Below are 23501 nucleotides of genomic sequence, written 5' to 3'. Positions count from 1 at the left end.
CCGCGATCGGTTTCGTTAAAGATTTGTGAATTGCAGAGTGAAACAGATCAGGGCATAGCACCTTTTTGCTATTGCCAATGCAACTTGAGGGATGGCAAAGAAGGGAAGAACAACACGACAGACGCAGCATTCCTGGCGAAATGCCGCGCTTTCAGCGGCTTAGTAGTGATTTAAGGTATGTTAAAAAATGTCAGGAACCTGGCATCGCCGCGCCGCTGACAATAAACCACGCCAAAAAACTGACGCCAGCAATGATGATGGCAATAGGGAAAAGCAGTCCAATTTTCATAGTCATCCCGAGAGTTAAGCGATCTGCACGATCGCGCGATGGGTTTTCATCATACTGAACAGCTGGAATTGCGTGGCGTCGTCAACCTGACGCAGATGCTCACCTTTCTGATAATGAATCGCATGAACGTGACCCAGCTGTCGCCACACCACAATCACCGAAGCCAGCAGGGCGCAATTCTCCTCGCTCTGCACGCAATCCAGCGTGGCGTAATGTGCTTCATCTAATCCATTAATAAAGACGTTCAGCGCCTGCGCCGGCACGATGGCCCGGATGTCATCCAGCATCACGCGGCTCACCGATTGTGACAGCAACAGCCGCAATCTTTTGGTATTCATCTCAATCCTTCGTCCTGATGATTTTCCCAACGTTATACGGATTAAACGCCTGCGGGGAAAGTCTGGTACGCGGCTTTGTGTGACTGCCATGTTAACTGTTGCAGTGGCAGTGAATCAAAAACTGTGCTGATCGGCACAGCATAATAGAAAAATATGTTGAAGAATAAGCCACTTATAAAAATCACCCCGTGACCTGCCTGCGAATGCGATTTTGTGATCCTTATGTTGACGACCCACCGAATTTTGCCAGCAACCTCCGCTTTCCGGCAGCCATCCAAAGGCTGACGAAAAGCTGCCCACCGTAGACTGCCGGTAATCGGGAAACCGCCGGTTTCCTGTTGGCCTCAACCTTACGAAGGAATAACAATGAACAGTGCCATCATTGCAGGTATTTTCTGGCATCTGGTGGGTGCCGCCAGTGCCGCCTGTTTTTATGCTCCATTTAAGCAGGTGAAAAAGTGGTCCTGGGAAACGATGTGGTCGGTAGGCGGCGTTATGTCGTGGCTGATTCTTCCCTGGGCAGTCAGTGCGGTATTACTGCCGAACTTCTGGGCGTATTACGGCAGCTTTAGTTTCTCTCAACTGATGCCGGTATTTCTGTTTGGTGCCATGTGGGGCATCGGTAACATCAACTATGGTTTGACCATGCGCTACCTCGGGATGTCGATGGGCATTGGTATTGCCATCGGTATCACGTTAGTGGTGGGAACCCTGATGACGCCGCTACTACAAGGCCGCTTTGTCGAGCTGTTCAGCTCACCCGGCGGACGCATGACGCTGCTCGGCGTGTTAGTTGCGCTGATCGGCGTGGGGATTGTATCGCGTGCCGGTCTATTAAAAGAGCGGGCGCTGGGCATCAATGCCGAAGAGTTCAACCTGAAAAAAGGGCTGATTCTGGCCGTGATGTGCGGCATCTTCTCGGCCGGCATGTCGTTTGCGATGGATGCCGCCAAGCCGATGCATGAAGCTGCAGCCAATCTGGGTATCAATCCACTCTATGTTGCGTTGCCAAGCTATGTGGTGATTATGGGCGGTGGTGCGTTAATCAATCTGGCTTACTGCTTTATCCGTCTGGCGGTAAAAACCGATATTTCTGTACGCCGTGATTTCTCCGTCGCCAAACCAATGCTGCTGGCCAATATCGCGTTTGCTGTGCTGGGCGGCACCATGTGGTATTTGCAGTTCTTCTTCTACGCCTGGGGACACGCCAAAATCCCAGCACAGTATGACTTCATCAGCTGGATGCTGCATATGAGCCTCTACGTGCTGTGTGGTGGTTTGGTTGGTCTGGTACTGAAAGAGTGGAAATCGGCGGGTCAACGTCCGGTTCGCGTACTGTCACTGGGTTGTGTGGTGATTATCATTGCTGCCAACATTGTTGGATTAGGCATGGCAGCCTGATGTAAAGCCTGACGCCGCTACTGCGCGTCAGGCTTTCACTTTCTCAGCTGAGAGTTCGCGATGCGGCAGGAAACGCTGCCGCCACGCGCTCGGCGTTAAACCAGTTTCTCGCGTAAACACCACTGAAAAGTAGTTACTGTCATCGAAGCCGCAACGCGCGGCCACTTCACTGATTAAGCAATCCTGCGTCCGCAGCAGATACTTCGCCTGACACAGCTGTAGCTGCCGCAGATAGTGTCCCACGGTCATACCGGTTTGCTGGCGAAAAAGCTGCTTCAACGCACGCTCGCTTAACTGATTCTGCTGGCAGAACACCGCCAAATCGAATGGACGGCTGATGGCACCTTGCAGCGCCGACATCAGCAGATCCAATTGTTCACCCTCAGGTAATGCCCAGGGTCGATCGGCAGCATAGCCGTGACGGCGTAAAATCAGCGCGAGTTGCAAAAACAGCGCTTCAGAGAGTTGAATTGATAGCGAATCACTTTTGCGGCTTTCGCGCTCCAACTGGCTAATCACGCCGCGCGCTAACGCCATCCCGCGCGTGGTTAAACGCCAGCAGCCTGGCGAATCCTCTTCTTGCGGCGGCAGCAACTGGTTCCAGTCAAGGCCAAGGCGAAAGCGATCGCGGCAGTAAAGAATGTTATCCAGCGCCAGATCGTTGACGCTGTCATAACTGTGGCAGTCGTTATCGTGAATGTAAAAAACGTCGCCGCAGGTTATCAACCATGGACGATCGTTCAACACATGCAGGCCGTTACCGCGCCAGACGATAACGATTTCACTGAATTCATGACGGTGCGGAGGGAAGGAGGGCTGCGGCATGCGCTCGGCCACCGCAATCGGCAGATTGGTGGCCGGAAAATAGTCTTCGCGCGTTAAGATCAGCGACATGAGGAAACGCTCCAGTTATAGCATCTGCTGGCGCTCCGCTCTGGGCGCACAGCCAAATTCCCGCCGGAACAGCGTGGAGAAGTGGTTGCTGTCACCAAATCCACACTGGTAGGCGATGTCTGTTATGCGCATATCGCTATGACGCAGTAAATGCCGCGCCTGTAACAGGCGAAGCCGATTAAGGTAACGCTGCGGTGTATTACCGGTTTGCTGCTTCATCTGGCGGTGCAGAGTGCGCAGCGACAATGAAAAACGATCGGCTAATGCATCCCACACAATCTCTTCACTGTAGTGCTCATTGAGCCAGTCGAGCAACCGATGTAAGCGTGCTTCCTGATCCTGTGATTGATCGTTGTGAGCCGCTTCGCGCAACAACACCAGCAGTTGCAGAAAAAGTTGCTCCTGATGTGCGTGACGTTCCAGCGACCACACATCTTGCTGCTTCATCTGCGTAACGATTTGCAGCGCCTGCGCCATCACCTTGTGATTGATGCGCCAGTGCGACGCGTAGTGATCCTCTTCTTCGCGCGGCAGGAGCGCCTGCAAACCCGAGAGAAAACGGAATGACGCCGGACTGCGATACAACACGTTGGTCAGACACAAATTTTCCGTTTGCTCATAAAGATGACGATCGTGATCGCGCACAAAGCACACGCATCCTGCGGATAAAGCTTGTGGCTGACCGTTAAACACATGAATGCCAGAACCGTGTTCCACCAACACAATTTCATGGAAATCATGATGGTGCTCCGGAAATGCCTGCTGCGGCACGCGCGGCTCGATGGCGATGGCGTAATTCCCTTCAGGGAAGAAATCTGCGCTATGTAGAACGGTCATGATTCGCCTCTTAATTAACTCAACCGTTGCCGAGTCTACGCAGGCGCCCCGCACCTTACCTTGAATTTTCATCTTAGTGACGCAGGAAAATGGCTAATTTTTCAAGATCTCACCGGCGATTGACAGAAATGCGGCAAGGCTCACATCTCGCCACTTGTGTGGTTCTGTGAGCTTTCTCACGAACTTCTTTGTCAGCCTGCCAGTGACTATTACGCACTGGCAGTAAGGGGAAGGTGGCAAAAAGCGGAGATTTCTAATCTGTAGGCATCTCATTACAGGAAGAACACGCCATGAGTATGCGTAACATTGTTGCCATTGATTTAGGCGCATCCAGCGGGCGCGTGATGCTCGCACAATGGAGTTCAGCGAATCAGCAGATCAGCCTGCGCGAAGTGCGTCGCTTCACCAATCAGCGTGTGCGCCGTGCAGATTATGATTGTTGGGATTTGGATCGACTGGAGCAGGAGATTCGTTTAGGGCTGGCCCAGCTTGATGATGACGGCATTGTGCCGGACAGCATTGGCATAGATACCTGGGGCGTCGATTTGGTGCTGCTGGATGCCAACGGTGAACGCGTCGGCGAGGCGGTAAGTTATCGCGATAAGCGCACAGAAGGGCACATGGCTCAGGCCATTAACGATCTCGGCAAAGGTGCAATCTATCAGCGCACAGGCATTCAATTCTTACCGTTCAACACCCTTTATCAACTGCACGCACTGCATCAGCAGCAACCAGATTGGCAGGAAAAAGTGCAGTATGCGCTGATGATTCCTGACTATCTGCACTATCGCCTTACCGGCCAGATGAACTGGGAATACACCAACGCCACCACCACACAACTGCTCAATATTCACAGCGGCGAATGGGACAGCGATTTGCTTGCGTGGGCTGGCGTGCCGGCTAAGTGGTTCGGCAAACCCACATCGCCAGGTAACACTGTCGGTAACTGGACCAGCGCCAGCGGCAACCACGTTCCGGTGATCGCGGTTGCGACTCACGATACGGCGAGCGCGGTTTTGGCCACCCCGTTAATGCAGGATGATGCCGCTTATCTCAGCTCGGGAACCTGGTCACTGATGGGGATTGAGAGCTTGCAGCCTTGTGTCAGCACGGCGGCGCTCAATGCCAACGTAACCAATGAAGGTGGAGCAGAAGGCTATCGCGTTCTGAAAAACATTATGGGTTTGTGGCTGCTGCAACGTGTCTGCACTGAGCTGCAAATTACCGATCTCTGTTCGCTGATCAAAGAAGCCGCAAAAGAGCCCGCCTGTCGTACGCTGGTTAACCCCAATCACAGCCGTTTTATCAATCCAGACAGCATGGTTCAGGAGATTCAAAACGCCTGCGCCGAACAGAACATGCCCGTACCGCAGACGCCGGCTGCGCTGGCTCGCACCATCTTCGACAGTCTGGCCTTACTCTATCGCCAGGTTATTGGCGAACTCGGCACACTGCGCGCGGCACCGCTGCGTCAACTGCATGTGGTGGGCGGCGGCAGTCAGAACCCGCTGTTAAATCAATTGTGTGCCGATGCCTGTCAGCTGCCGGTATTGGCGGGGCCGATTGAAGCCTCGACGCTCGGCAACGTCGGCTGCCAGCTCATTGCTTTGGGCGAACTGCGTGACGTCAGCGATTTACGCCGCTGCATTAGCCAAAACTTCCCGTTAGAAAAATTTGAACCGTTGAACAACAGCGCCTTCGCTGCCCATCAGGCACGCTTTGCCGCGCTCAGCCAACCTGCTAAGGAACTTGCATATGACTAAGCTGATTGAACAGGCCTTCGAACTGGCCAAACAACGTTACGCCGCCATCGGTGTGGATGTGGAACAGGTAATGGCGCAGCTGGATGGCATTCCGGTCTCGATGCACTGCTGGCAAGGTGATGACGTGCGCGGCTTCGAAAATCCGAACGGTGAACTGACCGGCGGTATTCAGGCTACCGGCAACTATCCGGGACGCGCCCGTAATGCTGATGAGCTGCGCTCTGATGTTGAAAAAGCGATGTCACTCATTCCGGGTGCTAAACGCCTCAACCTGCATGCGATTTATCTGGAGAGCGATAAGCCGGTCGACCGTGATGCGATTGAACCGAAACACTTCAGCAACTGGGTGGAATGGGCCAAAACGCACAAGCTGGGCCTCGATTTTAATCCAAGCTGTTTCTCCCATCCGCTGAGCGCCGATGGCTTTACCTTGTCACACGCCGACAAAGGGATTCGTCAGTTCTGGATCGATCACTGCAAGGCCAGCCGTCGTATCTCTGCACACTTTGGTGAGCAACTGGGTACCGCATCCGTTATGAATATCTGGGTGCCGGACGGAATGAAAGATCTCACCGTCGATCGTTTAGGACCGCGTCAACGCCTGGCGAGTGCGCTTGATGAAGTGATCAGTGAAAAACTCAATCCTGCGCACCACATTGATGCGGTAGAGAGCAAACTGTTTGGCATCGGCGCAGAGAGCTACACCGTGGGTTCCAATGAATTCTGCCTGGGTTATGCCAGCAGCCGCCAGACCGCGCTGACTCTGGACGCCGGCCACTTCCATCCAACCGAAGTGATTTCCGACAAAATTTCCACGGCCATGCTCTATGTGCCGCGCCTGCTGCTGCACGTAAGCCGTCCGGTGCGCTGGGACAGCGATCACGTGGTGATTCTCGACGATGAAACCCAGGCCATCGCTACCGAGATCGCGCGCCACAAATTGTTCGACAAGGTGCACATCGGTCTCGACTTCTTCGATGCGTCGATCAACCGCATCGCGGCGTGGGTAATTGGGACACGCAATGCCAAAAAAGCGCTGCTGCGTGCTCTGCTGGAACCTACCGACCAGTTACGCAAGCTGGAGAACGAAGGGGATTACACCGGCCGCCTGGCGATGCTGGAAGAACAAAAATCGTTGCCGTGGCAAGCGGTGTGGGAAGCCTGGTGTCTGCGCCACGATGTCCCTGCTGATGCCAGCTGGCTGAGCGAAGTCCGTCATTATGAACAACAAACACTGCGTCAACGTTAAGGTACACACCATGCAAAATATCCTCTTTTCCGCTTTTGTTCAGGGAATGGTTAAAGCGACCAGCGACATGTGGTTGAAAGGCTGGGATGAGCGTAATGGCGGCAACGTCAGCTTACGTTTACTGCCGGAAGAAGTTAATGATTTCGCCGGTGATTTCTATGCCGAGCCGCGCTGTATTGAGCTGACCAAACCTGCTCCAGCGCTGGCCAATGATTGGTTCCTGGTCACCGGGTCGGGGAAGTTTTTCCGTAACGTTCAGCTCGACCCGGCCGACTGTCTGGCGCTGCTGCAGGTGGATGACAAAGGCTTGTCATACAAAATCCATTGGGGTTTGAGTAACGGTGGCCTGCCAACATCAGAGTTGGCAGCTCACTTCCAGTCGCACAGCGTGCGCAAGCAGGTCTCAAACGGCATTGATCGCGTCATCATGCATTGCCACGCCACCAACTTTATGGCGCTGAGCTATGTGGTCGATCTGGATTCCGCACGCTTCACACGCCTGTTATGGGAAGGCAGCACCGAATGTCTGGTGGTGTTCCCGGATGGCGTAGGTATTCTGCCGTGGATGGTGCCCGGCACCGATGGAATTGGTCAGGCAACGGCAGACGCAATGGCAAATCACAGCATTGTGATGTGGCCGTTCCATGGCATCTTTGGCGCGGGTCCAAACCTTGACGAGACTTTCGGCCTGATCGATACGGCGGAGAAATCCTCCGAAGTGATGGTAAAAGCGCTGTCAATGGGCGGCATTCGTCAAAGCATCACCACTGAGCAGCTGATCGCGCTGGGTGAACGCTTCAACGTTAAGCCGTGGCAAGCCGCGCTGCAGGCGGAGCGCAGCGATGTTGCGTAAAGCCTTTGTGATGCAGGTGCATGCACACTGCCACGATGAGTATCTGCGCCGTCATACGCCAATTTGGCCGGAGCTGGCTGAGACGCTAAAAGCGCATGGCGCGCACAATTACGCTATCTGGCTGGATGCTGAACGCAATCTGCTGTTTGCCAGCGTGGAAATTGAGTCTGAAGCGCGCTGGGAAGCAGTGGCAAAAACGGAAGTGTGTCAGCGCTGGTGGGCATCGATGAAGGATTTAATGCCATCGAATCCGGATAACAGTCCGGTGAGTGCAGCGTTGAAACCGATGTTTTTCCTGCCTTAACGCTCGCTCACCTCAGTATTTGTACGGAGGCAATAATTTTAGGCCGACACGGAAGTCGGCCTGAATTTTATTTGGTGCTCAATTCACAATATCCCGCCAGAGCGGGCCAGATTGCCATCTGCGTATCCACGATCTGGTCAAGGTCCTCACGATTAGCGCCTTCACGCGCACGCACCGACATGCCCTGCAGTAAACACGCCAGGTAGCGGGCTAACCTTGCACTATTGGCACATTGCGGTAACTCGCCGCGCTGCTGCCGGGTATCAAGAAATGCTTTTAACGCTGATTCCTGCGCGTGATGCTGCTGAGCCAGCATTTGCGCCACTTCTTCTGAGCCGGAAGAGAGCGCGCTCGAGGTACAAATGAAGAAACAGCCAGCAGGCTTATCACATGCGGTGAAGCATGCGGCGGTTGCGCGAAAATAGGCTTCAATGGCCGTTTTCACGTCTAAAGCATCATCATTTAGCACGGCGTTGCGTTGCGCGCTGAACGTTTCAATGTATCGCTGCATCGCCGCACGGAATAACCCTTCTTTATTTTCAAACTCAGCATAAAGGGTTGGGGCTTTAGCGCCGGTAGCGTTAACCAAATCGGACAACGAAGTGCCTTCATAGCCATGCGCCCAGAACAACATCAATGCCTTGTCCAGGGCATCGTTGCGATCAAACACTTTCGGACGGCCGCGCGTTTTCCTGTTCACCACATCGATAACTTCTGTCATTGGGCACCTCAAAGCGTAAAAACACCCCATTAAATTACCGATCATTAAATAAATATGCAAGCGCAGCCCGGAATGAGTCTATTCGTCATTGCCCGTTTGTGCTTTTGGCTGGCGAAAGCACCCAAATGGATAAGTCAAAAAGGGCTGGGAAGCCCATAATCACGCCACTTCCGATTAAAATAATGACCGTTAATAAAATAATTGACGCGCGGACCCATTCGGCAGTAGCATTTAATTAACGGTTGTTAACTTAATCGCGACCGACCCCAATTCATCTGTTTAAGAGAGCAAAATTATGAAAAGCATCAAACTGACTTTGGCCGCTGTAGCATTGTCTTCAATCGCGTTTGGTAGCATGGCTGCAGACTTAGTAAACGAAGCGCCGCTGAATCAACAACAAATTGGTGTGGTTAGCGCATCAGGTAGCACTAACCTGACATCGCTGGAGAATCAGCTAGCGGAAAAGGCCAGTGCTGCCGGAGCAAAGTCATTCCGCATCACTTCGACCTCTGGCAACAACAAGCTAAATGGCACAGCAGTAATTTATAACTAAGAGAATTGAGCGGAGGGCAATTTAGCATTCCGCAGGAAGTGAATAAAAGGCTTCAGAAGATAACCTTCTGAAGCCTTTTTTCTTATCCGTTTGAACGCAGCTGAGGATAGCGGCGGAAGATAGCGATACACCAGAACAGTGCGGCAAGGCCAATAATGCCGCCGACGTTACCGACATCAGACATTTGCATATGCAAACTGACCTGATTACCCAGTAGCGCACCCGCGCCGATACCGATGTTGTAGATACCTGAGAACAGGGACATCGCGACGTCGGTGGCATCCGGTGCCAGCGCCAAAACGCGCACCTGCATCGCCAGACCAATCATCATCATTGCCATGCCCCAAACGATGCACAGCACGGTGATTGCAGCGGGACGTACTGCGGCAAACACCAGCAAGCCCATGCTTAGTGTGATCATCGCAATTGCAGCGATCAGCATCGCAGAAGGGAATCTATTGCCCAGCGTACTAAACAGCACGCTGCCGAGAATACCCGCTGATCCAAACAGCAGTAACAGCAGCGTGGTGAAATTATCATCGGCATTAGCCACCACCTGCATAAACGGTTCGATGTAGCTGTAAGCGGTATAATGCGCCGTCACCACCACGGTAACCAGTACGTACATTGCCACCAGCGCCGGACGGCGGAATAGCATCGGAACGCTGCTCAGTGAACCCGTGTGCTCGCTCGGCAGACGCGGCAGTATGCGCATCAGCAAAATCAGCAACACCAAAGCAGACAAGCCGATCATGCCGAAAGTAGTGCGCCAGCCAAGATATTGACCGACGATACGCCCAATCGGCACGCCCAGCACCATCGCCAGCGCGGTACCGGTTGCCAGCATACTCAACGCCTGAGTTTTCTTACCTGCAGGCGCCACGCGAATGGCCAGCGAAGCGGTGATTGACCAGAACACGGCGTGCGCTAAGGCAATACCGATGCGCGAGATAACCAGTGAGGTGAAATCCCATGCCAAAGATGACAGCACATGGCTGGCAACAAACACGATGAACAACACGGCCAATAGCAGGCGGCGCTCAATATTGCGCGTTAACAACATCAGCGGCAGAGACAATAGCGCGACAACCCACGCGTAGATAGTCAGCATAATGCCAACATCGGCAGTCTTCATGTCATAGCTGGCGGCGATATCCGACAGCAGACCGACAGGCACGAATTCTGTGGTGTTAAAGACAAAAGCAGCAATAGCCAGCAGTACAACGCGTAGCCAGGCCGTTTTACGTGAAACAGTAGTAGATTGCATGGAGTTCAAATCAGTCAGACGGCAAATGAGAGGGCAAAAAGCACCCCAGAAAGTGACCGGAGTCACAAATTGCCGCTATTGTGGAGCATTAATGAGCGGAGGGAAACCGTTTGTCGGGCTTTTATTACTGAATATTTTTTATCAAGAGTGGCGTAATTAATAGCCTTACGTTTTTACGCTTTCTGTCATCAATACGAGCGCGAACTAGATCAAAAACGGGGAGATAGAGGCGACTGGACCTGACGCCACTTTGAGCGCCTTAAGGTCCAGTTATTATTACACTTAAATTTATAGTTATTATGAAACGCCGCAGTGCTGCTTAACAAAAGAGTTAAGTCTGCTGACCACTCTCACATCATGATTATCAGAGTCGCACCATGTGTTTTAGTGCCACACTATTTTGAGTCGTCATGTTTTTTTTTAACCCCACCGGACAGCAGTGCTCGCAGCCCAGCGCGCTGGCATAAAATTTACGCGCTTGCTGAATGGCGGCATTTGGCGTGTAGAAAGTCCCAAGGAAACGGCGTGCCTCATCGGCGGGTAAGTACGGGCATCCCGTTGCATGTACTACATGGTTGTCGTTATAGCCGGCTTGCTTATCGACGTAATAATAGAGTCCCATCTATCGTCCTCATTGCTGTGAAATAATAAAAGTCTAACTATTGTTGGAATGGAATGAATTATAGCGACGAATGGCCGTTTTGTTTTATCTGGGACTGTGAGATCACCGGATGGCGTGGACTTGATGAGAGAACGGGGCGCATTAGCCCCGTTTAACAGATGAAAGGTATTACAGTTTCCGGCACTGCAATCGCCAGCCGACCAGCAAAGCCATTAATAATAGCAAGCTAATGAATGCCGTAACGCCCATCCAGCCATAGCTGTGCCAGAACACGCCGCCCAATGTACCCGCCACGCTGGATCCAACGTAATAGCTAAACAGATAGAGTGACGATGCCTGGCCTTTAGCCCGACGCGCACGCGGGCCAATCCAGCCGCTGGCAACGGAGTGCGCCGCAAAGAATCCGGCGGTGAACAACATCATGCCGGGTAAAATCAGCCATAGTGAGTTAAACGCCGTCAGCAGCAATCCCGTCAGCATAATCGCAGTTGCGCCAATCATCACCGGACCGCGTCCAAAGCGGCTGGTCATCGCGCCGGCTTTCGGTGAACTCCAGGAGCCGGTCAGATAGACCACCGACAGCAATCCCACCACCGCCTGGCTCAGCGACCAGGGCGCACTCAGCAGGCGATAGCCGATGTAGTTGAACAGCGTGACGAACGCGCCCATCAGCAGGAAGCCCTCAGCGAACAGCAGCGGTAATCCTTTATCGCGCCAGTGCAAACGGAAGTTGATCAGCAAACTACGCGGACGCAGCGAAGCTGGACGGAAATGACGCGACGCAGGCAGAATTTTCCAAAACATCAGCGCGCCCGCCAACGCGAAACAGCCAATCACGCCCACCGCAACGCGCCACGAGAAGAAATCAGTCAATACGCCCGTCAACAGGCGTCCGCTCATGCCGCCAATCGAGTTACCGCTGATGTACAGCCCCATGGAAAAGGCGATAACGCGTGGATGAATCTCTTCACTCAGATAGGTCATGCCAACCGCCGCAACCCCGCTCAGCGATAAGCCAATCAGCGCGCGCATCAGCAAAATCCCCTGCCAACTGCTCATGGTGGCGGAAATCAAGGTACAGATAGCCGCGAGCAACAGCGCGGTAACCATCACCGATTTACGCCCAATCGCATCCGACAGCGGCCCGGTAAACAGCAATCCCAATGCCATTAAGCCGGTCGATAGCGAGAGAGAAATACTGCTTTGCGCTGGAGAAACACCAAACTGTTGCGATAACACCGGCAAAATGGGCTGCACGCAATACAGCAGGGCGAAAGTGGCAAGACCGGCAGAGAACAGCGCCAGCGTCACGCGCATAAACTGCGGCGATCCGCGTTCAATCCATTCTGAAGGGGCTGCAGCTGGAGCAGGCTTTACGGACAACTCGTCTTCATCGAGTATCACCGCCTGAGAAGAGCGACTCACGGAACATCCTCGTTTGAACAATCATGCCGTTACTGTAGGAAAGGGCGAATAGGTTGTACAATATATTAATAATCTCAAATGAGACGTTTAAAGTATGAATGTTGAGTTGCGTCATTTACGCTATTTCGTTGCCGTCGCGGAGGAACTGCATTTTGGCCGCGCCGCGCAGCGCCTGAATATTTCGCAACCGCCGCTGAGTCAGCAGATCCAGCAACTGGAGCAGGAAATTGGCGCCCAGCTGTTTACCCGCACCAATCGCAGCGTACAGATCACGCCCGCCGGCGCGCTGTTTTTGCAGGATGCGCGTGCCATTTTGTTACAGGTGGAGCAGGCCACCCGCCGCGCCGCACGCGTGCATAGCGGGCAGGAGGGCGAGTTGCGCATCGGCTTTACCTCCTCAGCGCCGTTTACCGGTCTGGTTTCTGACGCGCTGTACCAATTCCGTCAGCGTTGGCCAGAAGTGCACATTCAGATGCAGGAGAACAATACGCGGCAGCAGCTTGCGCCACTTCATGACGATCGGCTCGACCTCGGTGTGATGCGCAATACGCCGCTGCCCAGCGATCTGCAGCACCGCGTGTTACTGCGTGAGCCGCTATGCGCGGTAGTGCATTGGGCGCATCCGCTGGCCGATGCAGAGTCGATTTCCATTCAGGCATTAGCCAACGAGCCGTTTGTATTTTTCGATCCGCAAGGCGGCACTGCGTTGTACGGTGAAATCCTGGCGCTGCTGCATCGCTATCAAATCAAACCTTTTATTACGCAGGAGGTGGGCGAGGCGATGACCATCCTTGGTCTGGTGGCGACCGGACTCGGCGTGTCGATTCTGCCGGCGTCATTCAGCCGTGCACGTCTGGCCGATGTGGTGTGGATCCCGTTGCAGGAGAGCGACGCGATTTCTGAAGTTTGGCTGGTCTGGTCAGCGACGCGAGAACCAACGGCGCAAATGAGCAATATGATGTCGCTGATGCTGCAAAATGCAGAGAATTGAGTCCGCAGTTGAATGAGGGCCCAAACTTTATGTGCGATAAATCACATTTCTAATCAAATATTTGACGCTGCAGGGCAATCTGCATCACCATAGCTGCTGTTTATTTAGAAGCGCGAAAATAATGGGAGCAGGGCGTGAATCTGTACAGTCAACCTGGTCATATTGATCAGATAAAACAGACCAACGCTGGTGTGGTTTACCGACTGATTGACCTTTACGGCCCGATTTCGCGTATTGAGCTTTCTAAACGTGCCCAGTTAGCCCCCGCCAGCATTACCAAAATCGTGCGTGAAATGCTCGATGCCCATCTGGTTCAGGAAACTGAATTTCAGGAGCCAGGCAGTCGCGGTCGTCCCGCGATTGGTTTGATCCTCGATACGCTCGCCTGGCACTATCTCGCCGTTCGCATTCAGCCCGGATTCATTACGCTGACGTTGCGCGATCTCAGCAGCCGCGCGCTGCAGGAAGATCGCCTGCCGCTGCACGCCAGCGCCGACAAACCACTGCTACAAACCTTGCACGAGACAGTGAATGACTTCTTTATTCGCCATCAAAGCAAGCTGGAGCGTTTGACCGCCATCGCCATCACTTTGCCGGGATTGATTAACGCCGCTTCTGGCGTGGTCCATCGCATGCCGGGTTATGACGTGCAGGATATGCCGCTGGGAGAAACGCTGGCGCAGCGCACCGGTTTGCCGGTGTTCGTGCAGCATGATATTTCCGCCTGGACGTTAGCCGAAGCGCTGTTTGGCGCATCCAGTGGCGCGCAACATGTGATTCAGATTGTGATTGATGAAACCGTCGGCGCAGGCGTGATCAGCGGCGGACAACTGCTGCACAAAAATGGTCGTACGCTGGTGGAGATTGGTCATACGCAAATCGATCCTTACGGCCAGCAGTGTTATTGCGGCAATAATGGCTGTCTGGAAACCGTCGCCAGCATCGGAAGCCTGCTTACTCTCACCGCCCAGCGTTTGCCGTCGCAGCCGGACAGTGTATTGCATCAGACGCCGTTGACGATTGAGAGCTTATGCGCAGCCGCGCAGCAGGGCGATCGCCTGGCGCGTGATGTGATTGCGGGCGTCGGACATCATATTGGCCGCATGCTGGCGATGATGGTAAACATCTTTAATCCTCAACAAATCCTTATCGGTTCGCCGCTGAATCAGGCCGCCGATGTGCTGTTCCCTGCGGTGAGCAGTACCATTCGACAACAAGCCTTGCCCGCATACAGCAGTAAAATCCAGCTCACACCAACGGCTTTCAGCGATCCCGGCACCTTTGGCGGCGCCGCACTGATAAAAGACGCGCTCTATAGCGGCCATTTATTGGTAAAACTGTTGCAGGGATAATTACAGCTCACCTTAAGTTTGTCCTAACGCAATCTGCCCGCGAAAACATTTCCTTAAACTGCCTCCTTCGCACGTTACACATCGCTTTAATGAAGGAGGAGAATGGTGAAAACGCTTTTTGTCACCGGTACCGACACCGCGGTGGGTAAAACCGTGGTATCACGCGCATTATTGCAGTGCTTTGCCAAGGCGAATCTGTGCGCCGCAGGCTTCAAACCTGTCGCCAAAAGCGCGCAACTCACATCTGAAGGCTTACGTAATAAAGATGCCCTGTTATTACAGCAGGCTTCAGGTCTCGCTCTCGATTATTCCGCCGTCAATCCTATCGCCTTACAAGAGGATGAAATCAGCACCAGCGCGTCGCAGCGTATAGATTATCCGTTGCTCAGCCGCAGTCTAAACGATTTGCAGCAGCGCGCCGCGCGCGTGGTGGTAGAAGGCACCGGCGGCTGGCGCAGTTTAATGAACGACTTACAGCCTTTGTCCCACTGGGTGCGGCAGGAACATTTACCCGTTGTGTTGGTAGTCGGCATTAAAGAAGGTTGCATCAGCCACGCTTTACTGACCGCCGAGGCGATTGCGCAGGATGGATTGCGACTCGTGGGTTGGGTAGCCAACCGTATTAATCCCGGTCTGGCGCATTACGCTGAAATTATTGATGTTTTGAGCAACAAGTTAGGTGCACCTTTATTAGGCGAGTTGCCTTATCTGCCGCGCGCAGAACAGCGGGAACTGAGTGGTTATCTGGATATTTCACTGCTCGATGACAATTTTACGCACGACAACAGTGCAAAGCCTGCGGCCTGATGAAACAAAAGGCCGCAAATGATCAATGGCTGAATCTAAGATTTCAGGTTCAGCCCTCCTCTTTACTGAATTAATTGCCATAATATTCAATATCTTACTTACAAATTTTAATAAACCCCTTGTTCTGGCGTGATTCATGCATCAGCAGCTCTGATGAATATCTTGCCGGAGCACCTGTATGTCGCAATCAGATGAGAAAGGTTTGTTGTATGGGCTGAATGACCGCATCGGTCCATTGCCTGCATTTTGTGCCGCACTGCAACATGTGCTGGCCAGCGTAGTGGGCATCATTACGCCGCCGCTGATTATTGGTTCCGTGTTGGGATTACAGGCATGGATCCCTTATCTGATCAGTATGTCACTGCTCGTTTCCGGTCTCGGTACTTTCCTGCAGGCGCGCCGCTTTATGGGCATTGGCGCAGGCATGATCTGCCTGCAGGGCACCAGCTTTGCCTTTCTCGGGGTGATTCTGTCGGGCGGATTGATGGTCAAAGCGCGCGGCGGTTCGCCAGAAGAGATCATGGCGATGATCTTTGGTTGCAACCTGGTGGCGGCGATGATTCCGATGTTGATCAGCCGCTGCATCGCGCCATTACGCAAAGTGTTGACGCCGGTGGTTACCGGCACCGTTATTACCTTAATTGGTATCAGCCTGATTAAAGTCAGCATCACCGATTGGGCTGGCGGCCATAACGCCAGCGATTTTGGCGCGCCCGGCAATCTGGCGCTCGGTGCCTTGACGCTGCTGGTGATTATCGTACTTAACCGTTCGCAAAATCGCTGGACGCGGCTGGTTGCGGTGGTGGCCGGCATTGCTGCGGGCTGTATCGCCGCAGCGTTAACCGGCCATCTCACCCTTAAGCCAATGGATGATACGCCGTGGCTGGTAATGCCGGCGCTGTTCCGTTTTGGTTTTGCCTTTGACTGGACCATCTTTATTCCCATCGCGCTGGTATCGGTGATAGCCGTGATTGAAGCGGTGGGCGACCTCACGGCGAACTGCATGTTGTCGCAGCAGCCGATTGAAGGCGGAGCGTTTGAGCGCCGCATGCAGGGCGGTATTTTCGCCGATGGCATCAGCTGCTTGCTCGCCGCCGTGTTCTCTGCCTTTCCCAACACCACTTTTGCGCAAAATAATGGCGTCATCCAAATGACCGGCGTTGCCAGCCGTTATGTTGGCATGGTGATCGGCGTGATGCTGGTGCTGCTCGGTATGTTCCCGGCGATTGGCTACATGCTGCAGCAGATTCCACCGCCGGTACTGGGCGGCGCGACCATCGTGATGTTTGGTAGCGTGGTGGCGGCCGGCATCCGCGTGATGACGCAAACGCCGCTTGGCCGTCGCGAGATGCTGATTGTTGCCGTGTCGTTTGGTATCGGTTTGGGTGTCGAAGCGGTGCCTGAGGTGCTGAAACAGTTCCCGACGCTAATTAGCAACCTGTTTGGTCACGCGGTGACTACCGGCGGGATACTGGCGATTATTTTGAATGTCGTGCTGCCTTCAGAGCGCAGCGAAGCAGTGGCGGCAAAAACGGCTGAAGAGTCGCACTAACGTGCAGGGTGCATACGCAAGAAGAGGCGGCAGATCGTAAAGACGCCATAAACCATCCCTGGGGCTTGGCCCGCGCCATCCATGGCGCGGGACACTTTACTCCTCTGCCGCCTCTTCCTGCGTTTCAAGCATTGTGCGGTTTATGGATTCAACCGACGGCGCGTACGTCCAGAACTGAGATAATCGGCAATGTAATCCTGCGATATCTCGCCGCTATAACGACCTTCCTCATCGACGATCGGCATCCACACCGTGTTGTGCTCATACAGCTTCGACAGCACCACGCGTAGGTTTTCTTCCGCTTTGCCGGTCACTTTAAAGGTATGCAGCATCTCTTCGCAGCGGCCAGTAGCGCCGCGCGCTTCACGCCGCTTCACAAATCCCAGTGGCTTGCCATCTTCATCAACTACCGTCACCGAACGCATATCGTTATCGTCCATGGTGGCGAAGGCCTCCTGCAGTGGCGTATTACGCTGCACGGTGATGGTGGGCTGCTGATCGGTGACATCGCCGGCCTGCACCAGCAACAAACGTTTCAGCGTACGGTCCTGACCGACAAAGGAGCCAACAAAGTCGTTCGCCGGTTTGGCTAACAGCTCATCCGGGCTGGCGCACTGCACAATTTTCCCCTGACCAAACACCGCAATGCGGTCGCCGAGCTTCAGCGCTTCATCAATATCGTGGCTAACCAGCATCACGGTCTTCTTTAACTGGCGCTGCATCTCAAGGAATTCGTTCTGAATCACTTCACGGTTGATTGGGTCGACCGCACCGAAAGGTTCATCCATTAGCAAAACCGGTGGATCCGCAGCCAGCGCGCGAATCACGCCAATACGCTGCTGTTGACCGCCAGACATTTCGCGCGGATAGCGATGCAGGAACTTGGTCGGATCGAGCGCCACCATGCTCATCAATTCCGTGGCGCGTTCACGGCAGCGCTTCTTATCCCAACCCAACATGCGCGGCACCACGGTAATGTTCTCCTCGATGGTCATATTCGGGAACAGACCAATCTGCTGGATGACATAGCCAATATTGCGGCGCAGGGTGACGGTATCTTGTCCGCTGGTGTCTTCACCGTTGATCAAAATCCTGCCGCTTGAGGAGGGAATCAAACGGTTAATCATCTTCAGGGTGGTGGTTTTGCCACAACCCGATGGGCCGAGCAGCACGCACATTTCCCCGGCAGGCACTTCAAGGCTGACGTTATCCACGGCATTAAGTGATGTGCCGTTCTTTTGCGTAAAGGTTTTCGTCAGGTTTTCAAGTTTTATCATTATCGAATCCCCTTAGGAGTCAGCGCCGACTGCAAACGGTGCAGCAGCCAATCAAGCACAATCGCGAGCAAACAAATCATCAAGGCACCGGCAATCAGCATGCGCACATCGCTGCCGCTGATCCCGTCGAGCAGTTGCAGGCCCAAACCGCCCGCACCAATCACGGCGGCAATCGCCATCACGCCGACATTCATCACCACCGCTGTACGAATACCGCCAAAAATCACTGGCAGCGCCATCGGAATTTCTACCCAGCGCAGACGCTGCCAGAAGGTCATGCCAATCCCGCGACCGGCTTCACGCAGTCCGGGAGACAAATTCTCCAGCGCGGTGTGGGTGTTACGCACAATCGGTAACAGCGAGTAGAGAAACACGGCGGTAATGGCGGGAAGGGCGCCAATGCCCTGACCGATCATAGAAAACAGCGGAATCATCAAACCAAACAACGCGATGGTGGGAATGGTTAACACAATGGTGGCGATGCCGAGCACCGGCGTGGCCAGCCACTTAAAGCGCACAATCAAAATGCCCAGCGGTACGCCAACGATAATGGCGAAACCGACCGCAACCAGCACCAGCCATGTGTGTTGCCAGGTGAGCGTTATCAAGGTGTGCCAGTTATTCATGATGTAATGCAAGGTATCCACAGCGCCTCCTTACAGCATGTTCTTGGATTGAAGGAAATCACGCGCCACCTGTTGCGGCGACTGATGATCAATATCGACACGCTTATTCATCTCGGTGATCGCTTCGTCATTAATTAACGCGGAGAGCTGATTAAGCGCCGTATCCAAACCCGGATGGCTCTCGAGCACATCCTGGCGCACGACAGGCGTGACGTTGTAACTTGGGAAGAAGTGCTTATCATCTTCTAACACTTTGAGTTCGAACCCTTTCACACGGCCATCGGTGGTGTAGATCAAACCGGCATCAACAAAGCCATCGCGAATCGCGTTGTAAACCAAGCCGGGATCCATCTGGCGAATCTGCGGACGATCGAGCGGCATGTTGTAGGCTTTCTGCAGTGGCTTAAGACCATCGGAGCGGCCTGAGAATTCCAGGTCCAAACCCAGTTTCCAGTTATGATCCGGATCGTTCTTGCGTACCTCTTCCAGCTTCGCCACCAGTTGCGACATGGTGTTGATGCCTTCTTTCTCTGCGCGATCGCGTTGCATGGCAAACGCATAGGTATTGTTCATCGGTGCAGGATTAAGCCACACCAGGCCCAATTTCGCATCCAGCTGTTTTACCGTTTTATACGCGTCTTCGGTCGACATCGGCTTATTGATGTGGTTAAAGATGATCAGCGAAGTTCCGGTGTATTCCCATGTCATATCAATCTGTTTATTGATCATTGCGTTACGACCAATAGTGGTGGCGATATTGGTCTTGGGGATCACCTGAAAACCTTTCTTCTGCAACCAGATCACCGTCATCGCGGAGAGGATGTGCTGCTCCGTAAAGCTCTTGGTTGCCATGGTAATCGGTGTTGCAGCCGCGGCGCTTTGGCTGATTGCCAGCGTCGCGGTGAGTGCCAGCGCAGTACGTTTAACCCAGCGCGCCAGTTTGTTGGCAGTGGCCATCACAAATCTCCTTGTGTTAAGCCGCAGAGTGCGGGCTGAGATAACGTCCCAATGCCGCGAGCAGCATGTCGAGCACCAGCGCAACCAGCGCGGTGGCCACAGCGCCGAGGATCAGCGTAGGGAAGTCGTTGAGGTAGATGCCGGGGAAAATCAGCTCACCAAAACTGCTGGCACCGATCAGAAACGCCAATGGCGCGGTACCGACGTTAATCGCCGTGGCGATGCGCACGCCTGCCAGAATCACCGGCAGCGCATTGGGAATTTCCACCTGACGCAAACGCTGAAACTTCGTCATACCTATACCGTTGGCGGCTTCAATCAGCGACGGCGGTACCGCGCTTAAACCGGCAAAAGTATTACGCACAATCGGCAGCAGCGAGGCGAGGAACAGGGCAATCAGCGCGGGACGATCGCCGATACCGACAATCACCATCGCGAGCGCCAATACCGCCAGCGGAGGCAGCGTGTTACCCACGTTGAAGATTTGCATCACGTACTCTGCCCAGCGACGAGCAAATGGACGGCTAAGCAGGATGCCGCTGGGAATGCCCACCAGTAACGCAAAGAACATTGACCAAAACACTAAAAACAGATGCTGCTGCCCGAGATAAACCAAATCTTCCCGCCGGTCGCGCAGCGTATTGAGCCCCAGCCCCCAAACCAGCAGGGCAATCACCGCAACAATCGCGAGCAGAGCCAGCCCAGCGCGGCGGGCGAGCGATGCATTTTGCATAGCCAGTGTCTCCCTGATTCAAGAAATCGTTCGATAGGTAATGTCATTCCCAGGATGACGGCGCAGTGTTAAAACGCACACACACGAAAATCCTTCACCCCGTTAAATTGCAGTTAAAATGACTGTTATCAGATGCTTTTTCAGTGAATATCTGGAAAGCACCGCTTAGACTTATAGCAATGCTTGTCGATAAGCGCTAGTTTTTGCGGCAAAATCAGACAGATAGAAATAATAAAAAACGCCATCTAACCCGCGTGGAATAAGGCATCATCCGACAATAAAAAATTTTCATCGAAATAAGTGACGTCGTAACAGATGGGGCGCACGTAGAGGAAACTGGTTTGGTGAATTTTCAGCTAGCCTTGTTAGAAATTAAGGAGACGTATGACTGAAACTGCAGAATTGAACACGGAACATCGCCACTGGATTCTTATCGGCTGCATGCTCGCTATGTTTATGGCGGCGATTGAAGTCACCATCGTAGCCACCGCCATGCCGACCATTATTGCCGATCTTGGCGGCTTTTCGCAGTTTGGCTGGGTATTTTCCATCTATCTACTGACGCAAGCCGTTAGCGTGCCGCTGTATGGCCGACTGGCAGATATGTGGGGCCGCAAACGGCTGTTGTTTATCGGTGTTTCGCTCTTTTTACTGGGATCGATTCTGTGCGGATTTGCCCACAGCATGGCGTGGCTGATCCTGTTTCGCGCTTTTCAGGGGTTAGGTGCCGGGGCGATAATGCCGCTAACGTCCACCATTGTGGCGGACGTCTATTCGCCGCGCGAACGCGCCAACGTCCAGGGCTGGCTCTCCAGCGTCTGGGGCGTGGCGGCAATCATTGGTCCGCTGAGCGGCGCGTGGCTGGTGCAGCACTTTAGCTGGTCGGTGATTTTCTGGGTCAACGTGCCGATTGGCGCCATCGCCATGCTGCTGCTGGCGCGTTTTCTTCCATCGCGCGAACAAAATCAGGCCACCACGCTCAATCTCACCGGCAGCTGCTGGCTGATGATCTGCGTAACGGCGTTGCTGGTCGCGCTGCTGCAGGCAGAAGTGCTCGGTTTCTGGCTGGTGCCGTTCCTGCTGCTGGCGGTCATTGCTGCCTGGCGTTTAAAACAGCATGAACAGCGTGCTGATGCGCCGCTGTTCCCGCTGGAAATCTGGCGCAGCCGGCTTATCGTCGCTGGCAACATTGGCAACCTGATCATCGGTGCCAGCATGATGGGCATCAGCGCCTTTCTACCAACCTGGATTCAGGGCATCACCGGCGGCACGCCGCTGCAGGCCGGCAGCGCACTGGCGATGATGTCGATTGGCTGGCCGCTGGCCAGTACATTGAGCGGTAGGTTGATGCTTATCACCTCCTATCGCTTCACCGCGCAGTTGGGCGCGCTGCTGCTGATTGCGGGCAGCGCATTACTGCTGCTACTGCGCAGCGACAGCTCAATCGTGCAGGCCGGATTCACCGCCTTTGTGATTGGCACCGGCATGGGCATGACCAGCACCACGTTTCTGGTATCGGTACAGAACCATGCGCATTACGACATTCGCGGCATTTGCACCGCCTCAATTATGTTTAGCCGCATGATCGGTTCGGCGATTGGTACCGCGTTATTGGGCGCGGTGCTGAACCTCAATTTGTCGCTGCGTCTGCCGCAGGCCGACGATCCGATGCAGAAAATCATGTCGCCTGAAAGCCGTCAGGCGCTGTCGGAGGCGACATTGCATGACTGGACCGGACAAATCGCCAGTTCTTTACATTGGGTGTTTGTAGTGTCGTTGCTGATTGCGCTGCTAACGTTGTGGGTGGCGTGGATAATGCCGCGGCAAAGGCCGGAAGTGGAGTAAAAGCAGGGCGGCCAGAGAGCCGCCCGAAAGTTTACTGCGCTGGCGTATCCTGAGAGCTGCCCGCGCTGTCTGGCACGGTGCTGTCACCATCACGGCCATTTTTCTTGTAGACGATTTTCTGTGTGTCGTTCTCACAATGACCCACAACCTGGCCGCCGACCTGATCGGCTTGATCATTGGCCACGATATCCAGCGTGAAATCCGATTCGGCGACGCCGTTGTTAATGATTTTTTTGCTGATGTCCGCTTTGACGCTTTCACAAGAAGCTTGCGCCAATAGCGGCAGCGACAACATCGCCATCAGCAGAACTGCATTACGTTTTTTCATCATTCACTCCTTTGGTCAGAAATCCTGTCAAAACTATAGCAGTGATAAACGATTAAGGTGCAATTGGACGTCCGGTGCGGCGGTCGAGGCAGCGCAGCGTATTCGGTTCCCAATAGGCGTTAACGTTGTAGCTCTTTTCGCAGGAATCGCGGGTATCAAAGGCTTTGTCCGCTTTATCGAACTCTTTCTCAACGCGCGTATTGACCTTATTACGCAGGTTTTTGGTATCGTTCCACTGCTCTTTGCTCTGGCGCGCGGCTTCATTACTGGAGGCGCTGCTGCCATCTTCAATAATCAGGCGATCGGTTTTGGCCGCAGCGATGGGCGCAGCCATTAACAGGCTCGACGTCACCACGGTAGCCAGCAGGGCGGAAAACAGTTTTTTCATCGTCATTTCCTTCAGTTAACACCAGCACAGCCGGGATCGCGGCTGTAACAACCATGGCCGCTAGTATATCATCGCTGCTTCTTTGCTCACCAGCGGTGAGCGCTTTGTTTAGCTTAGCGAGAGATTTTC

25 protein-coding genes are annotated in these 23501 nt (G+C 53.8%); 11 read left to right on the top strand and 14 right to left on the bottom strand.

The features are described 5' to 3' along the window. Positions 1-190: 190 nt before the first annotated feature. Entirely contained in the window at positions 191-289 is a 99-nt protein-coding gene (locus PO881_RS09875) for a YoaK family small membrane protein (protein WP_137385834.1), read from the bottom strand. Between the two features lie 14 nt (positions 290-303). Beyond that, positions 304-627 (bottom strand): hypothetical protein, encoded by a 324-nt coding sequence (locus tag PO881_RS09870; protein WP_101764337.1) that lies wholly within the window; start codon positions 625-627, stop codon positions 304-306. A 366-nt stretch (positions 628-993) separates the two neighbouring features. Between PO881_RS09870 and rhaT the strand changes: the two genes are divergently transcribed. Beyond that, positions 994-2028, top strand: coding sequence for an L-rhamnose/proton symporter RhaT (gene rhaT / locus PO881_RS09865; protein ID WP_101764338.1), 1035 nt, complete (start codon positions 994-996; stop codon positions 2026-2028). Positions 2029-2055: 27 nt separating this feature from the next. Here the strand turns inward: rhaT and rhaR are convergent, their stop codons facing one another. Continuing rightward, positions 2056-2922 (bottom strand): HTH-type transcriptional activator RhaR, encoded by an 867-nt coding sequence (gene rhaR, locus PO881_RS09860; protein ID WP_192411796.1) that lies wholly within the window; start codon positions 2920-2922, stop codon positions 2056-2058. A gap of 15 nt (positions 2923-2937) precedes the next feature. Further along, positions 2938-3759 carry an HTH-type transcriptional activator RhaS gene (gene rhaS, locus PO881_RS09855; RefSeq protein WP_192411797.1) on the bottom strand — a complete coding sequence of 274 codons (822 nt, stop codon included), beginning with the start codon at positions 3757-3759 and terminating at the stop codon, positions 2938-2940. 290 nt (positions 3760-4049) lie between these two features. On the opposite strand from rhaS, the gene rhaB reads away from it, so the two are divergent. From rhaB to rhaM, 4 genes are read left to right on the top strand one after another with little or no spacing between them, the layout of a single operon-like run. Then, positions 4050-5522: a rhamnulokinase gene (gene rhaB / locus PO881_RS09850; RefSeq protein ID WP_192411798.1), complete on the top strand. Its 1473-nt coding sequence runs from the start codon at positions 4050-4052 to the stop codon at positions 5520-5522. Next, on the top strand, positions 5515-6771 hold the full coding sequence (locus PO881_RS09845; RefSeq protein ID WP_217546568.1) for an L-rhamnose isomerase: 1257 nt from the start codon (positions 5515-5517) through the stop codon (positions 6769-6771). The genes rhaB and PO881_RS09845 overlap by 8 nt, the downstream gene beginning before the upstream one ends. A gap of 10 nt (positions 6772-6781) precedes the next feature. Continuing rightward, positions 6782-7624 carry a rhamnulose-1-phosphate aldolase gene (rhaD, locus tag PO881_RS09840; RefSeq protein WP_280172860.1) on the top strand — a complete coding sequence of 281 codons (843 nt, stop codon included), beginning with the start codon at positions 6782-6784 and terminating at the stop codon, positions 7622-7624. Further along, the gene (gene rhaM, locus PO881_RS09835; protein ID WP_008108878.1) at positions 7614-7928 is read left to right on the top strand and encodes an L-rhamnose mutarotase; all 315 of its coding nucleotides are present in this window, start codon (positions 7614-7616) and stop codon (positions 7926-7928) included. The genes rhaD and rhaM overlap by 11 nt, the downstream gene beginning before the upstream one ends. 67 nt (positions 7929-7995) lie before the next feature. Here the strand turns inward: rhaM and PO881_RS09830 are convergent, their stop codons facing one another. Further along, positions 7996-8649, bottom strand: a complete 654-nt coding sequence (locus tag PO881_RS09830; protein ID WP_192411802.1) for a TetR/AcrR family transcriptional regulator — start codon at positions 8647-8649, stop codon at positions 7996-7998. Between the two features lie 295 nt (positions 8650-8944). Here PO881_RS09830 and PO881_RS09825 point away from each other — a divergent pair, with 295 nt between their 5' ends. Further along, entirely contained in the window at positions 8945-9202 is a 258-nt protein-coding gene (locus PO881_RS09825) for a YdgH/BhsA/McbA-like domain containing protein (RefSeq protein ID WP_101764345.1), read from the top strand. An 82-nt stretch (positions 9203-9284) separates the two neighbouring features. On the opposite strand, the gene PO881_RS09820 is transcribed toward PO881_RS09825, so the two are convergent. From PO881_RS09820 to PO881_RS09810, 3 genes are all read right to left on the bottom strand, one after another. Further along, entirely contained in the window at positions 9285-10469 is a 1185-nt protein-coding gene (locus tag PO881_RS09820; protein WP_101764346.1) for a sugar transporter, read from the bottom strand. 364 nt (positions 10470-10833) lie between these two features. Beyond that, positions 10834-11091, bottom strand: a complete 258-nt coding sequence (locus PO881_RS09815; RefSeq protein WP_110866194.1) for a hypothetical protein — start codon at positions 11089-11091, stop codon at positions 10834-10836. Between the two features lie 168 nt (positions 11092-11259). Next, positions 11260-12516, bottom strand: coding sequence for an MFS transporter (locus PO881_RS09810; RefSeq protein WP_277974893.1), 1257 nt, complete (start codon positions 12514-12516; stop codon positions 11260-11262). A gap of 94 nt (positions 12517-12610) precedes the next feature. On the opposite strand from PO881_RS09810, the gene PO881_RS09805 reads away from it, so the two are divergent. The 4 genes from PO881_RS09805 (at position 12611) to PO881_RS09790 (ending at position 17218) form a co-directional block, all read left to right on the top strand. Continuing rightward, on the top strand, positions 12611-13507 hold the full coding sequence (locus tag PO881_RS09805) for a LysR family transcriptional regulator (RefSeq protein ID WP_280172859.1): 897 nt from the start codon (positions 12611-12613) through the stop codon (positions 13505-13507). 134 nt (positions 13508-13641) lie between these two features. After that, complete coding sequence (locus tag PO881_RS09800) at positions 13642-14859, top strand: ROK family protein (RefSeq protein WP_277974892.1); 1218 nt, start codon at positions 13642-13644, stop codon at positions 14857-14859. Between the two features lie 102 nt (positions 14860-14961). Then, entirely contained in the window at positions 14962-15666 is a 705-nt protein-coding gene (gene bioD / locus PO881_RS09795; RefSeq protein ID WP_280172858.1) for a dethiobiotin synthase, read from the top strand. 178 nt (positions 15667-15844) lie between these two features. Then, positions 15845-17218, top strand: coding sequence for a nucleobase:cation symporter-2 family protein (locus PO881_RS09790; protein ID WP_280172857.1), 1374 nt, complete (start codon positions 15845-15847; stop codon positions 17216-17218). Between the two features lie 140 nt (positions 17219-17358). On the opposite strand, the gene osmV is transcribed toward PO881_RS09790, so the two are convergent. The 4 genes from osmV to PO881_RS09770 are packed head-to-tail and all read right to left on the bottom strand — an operon-like array spanning position 17359 to position 20811. Then, positions 17359-18495 (bottom strand): osmoprotectant ABC transporter ATP-binding protein OsmV, encoded by a 1137-nt coding sequence (osmV, locus tag PO881_RS09785; protein WP_101764353.1) that lies wholly within the window; start codon positions 18493-18495, stop codon positions 17359-17361. Beyond that, positions 18495-19142 (bottom strand): osmoprotectant ABC transporter permease OsmW, encoded by a 648-nt coding sequence (osmW, locus tag PO881_RS09780; RefSeq protein ID WP_210080689.1) that lies wholly within the window; start codon positions 19140-19142, stop codon positions 18495-18497. The genes osmV and osmW overlap by 1 nt, the downstream gene beginning before the upstream one ends. A 9-nt stretch (positions 19143-19151) precedes the next feature. Then, entirely contained in the window at positions 19152-20078 is a 927-nt protein-coding gene (locus PO881_RS09775) for a glycine betaine ABC transporter substrate-binding protein (RefSeq protein WP_008108905.1), read from the bottom strand. Positions 20079-20094: 16 nt separating this feature from the next. Then, the gene (locus PO881_RS09770; RefSeq protein WP_101764354.1) at positions 20095-20811 is read right to left on the bottom strand and encodes an ABC transporter permease; all 717 of its coding nucleotides are present in this window, start codon (positions 20809-20811) and stop codon (positions 20095-20097) included. 384 nt (positions 20812-21195) lie between these two features. On the opposite strand from PO881_RS09770, the gene PO881_RS09765 reads away from it, so the two are divergent. Next, positions 21196-22656 (top strand): MDR family MFS transporter, encoded by a 1461-nt coding sequence (locus PO881_RS09765; protein ID WP_101764355.1) that lies wholly within the window; start codon positions 21196-21198, stop codon positions 22654-22656. Positions 22657-22687: 31 nt separating this feature from the next. Here the strand turns inward: PO881_RS09765 and PO881_RS09760 are convergent, their stop codons facing one another. Further along, entirely contained in the window at positions 22688-22984 is a 297-nt protein-coding gene (locus PO881_RS09760) for a DUF1161 domain-containing protein (protein ID WP_222233855.1), read from the bottom strand. Between the two features lie 52 nt (positions 22985-23036). After that, on the bottom strand, positions 23037-23372 hold the full coding sequence (locus tag PO881_RS09755) for a DUF1283 family protein (RefSeq protein WP_101764357.1): 336 nt from the start codon (positions 23370-23372) through the stop codon (positions 23037-23039). Positions 23373-23501 lie beyond the last annotated feature (129 nt).

This window comes from Pantoea sp. SS70 (assembly GCF_029866845.1).
In the GTDB taxonomy this organism is placed as follows: Bacteria; Pseudomonadota; Gammaproteobacteria; order Enterobacterales; family Enterobacteriaceae; genus Pantoea; species Pantoea leporis.
The sequence above is the reverse complement of the archived record's forward strand: the minus strand, read 5'-3'. Positions and strand labels throughout refer to the sequence as shown.

What these genes read in the sequence shown, in the direction of transcription:
- PO881_RS09875 (WP_137385834.1), bottom strand. Translation starts at nt 289, where the DNA reads ATGAAAATTGGACTGCTTTTCCCTATTGCCATCATCATTGCTGGCGTC.
- PO881_RS09870 (WP_101764337.1), bottom strand. Translation starts at nt 627, where the DNA reads ATGAATACCAAAAGATTGCGGCTGTTGCTGTCACAATCGGTGAGCCGC.
- rhaT (WP_101764338.1), top strand. Translation starts at nt 994, where the DNA reads ATGAACAGTGCCATCATTGCAGGTATTTTCTGGCATCTGGTGGGTGCC.
- rhaR (WP_192411796.1), bottom strand. Translation starts at nt 2,922, where the DNA reads ATGTCGCTGATCTTAACGCGCGAAGACTATTTTCCGGCCACCAATCTG.
- rhaS (WP_192411797.1), bottom strand. Translation starts at nt 3,759, where the DNA reads ATGACCGTTCTACATAGCGCAGATTTCTTCCCTGAAGGGAATTACGCC.
- rhaB (WP_192411798.1), top strand. Translation starts at nt 4,050, where the DNA reads ATGAGTATGCGTAACATTGTTGCCATTGATTTAGGCGCATCCAGCGGG.
- PO881_RS09845 (WP_217546568.1), top strand. Translation starts at nt 5,515, where the DNA reads ATGACTAAGCTGATTGAACAGGCCTTCGAACTGGCCAAACAACGTTAC.
- rhaD (WP_280172860.1), top strand. Translation starts at nt 6,782, where the DNA reads ATGCAAAATATCCTCTTTTCCGCTTTTGTTCAGGGAATGGTTAAAGCG.
- rhaM (WP_008108878.1), top strand. Translation starts at nt 7,614, where the DNA reads ATGTTGCGTAAAGCCTTTGTGATGCAGGTGCATGCACACTGCCACGAT.
- PO881_RS09830 (WP_192411802.1), bottom strand. Translation starts at nt 8,649, where the DNA reads ATGACAGAAGTTATCGATGTGGTGAACAGGAAAACGCGCGGCCGTCCG.
- PO881_RS09825 (WP_101764345.1), top strand. Translation starts at nt 8,945, where the DNA reads ATGAAAAGCATCAAACTGACTTTGGCCGCTGTAGCATTGTCTTCAATC.
- PO881_RS09820 (WP_101764346.1), bottom strand. Translation starts at nt 10,469, where the DNA reads ATGCAATCTACTACTGTTTCACGTAAAACGGCCTGGCTACGCGTTGTA.
- PO881_RS09815 (WP_110866194.1), bottom strand. Translation starts at nt 11,091, where the DNA reads ATGGGACTCTATTATTACGTCGATAAGCAAGCCGGCTATAACGACAAC.
- PO881_RS09805 (WP_280172859.1), top strand. Translation starts at nt 12,611, where the DNA reads ATGAATGTTGAGTTGCGTCATTTACGCTATTTCGTTGCCGTCGCGGAG.
- bioD (WP_280172858.1), top strand. Translation starts at nt 14,962, where the DNA reads ATGGTGAAAACGCTTTTTGTCACCGGTACCGACACCGCGGTGGGTAAA.
- PO881_RS09790 (WP_280172857.1), top strand. Translation starts at nt 15,845, where the DNA reads ATGTCGCAATCAGATGAGAAAGGTTTGTTGTATGGGCTGAATGACCGC.
- osmV (WP_101764353.1), bottom strand. Translation starts at nt 18,495, where the DNA reads ATGATAAAACTTGAAAACCTGACGAAAACCTTTACGCAAAAGAACGGC.
- PO881_RS09775 (WP_008108905.1), bottom strand. Translation starts at nt 20,078, where the DNA reads ATGGCCACTGCCAACAAACTGGCGCGCTGGGTTAAACGTACTGCGCTG.
- PO881_RS09770 (WP_101764354.1), bottom strand. Translation starts at nt 20,811, where the DNA reads ATGCAAAATGCATCGCTCGCCCGCCGCGCTGGGCTGGCTCTGCTCGCG.
- PO881_RS09765 (WP_101764355.1), top strand. Translation starts at nt 21,196, where the DNA reads ATGACTGAAACTGCAGAATTGAACACGGAACATCGCCACTGGATTCTT.
- PO881_RS09760 (WP_222233855.1), bottom strand. Translation starts at nt 22,984, where the DNA reads ATGAAAAAACGTAATGCAGTTCTGCTGATGGCGATGTTGTCGCTGCCG.
- PO881_RS09755 (WP_101764357.1), bottom strand. Translation starts at nt 23,372, where the DNA reads ATGAAAAAACTGTTTTCCGCCCTGCTGGCTACCGTGGTGACGTCGAGC.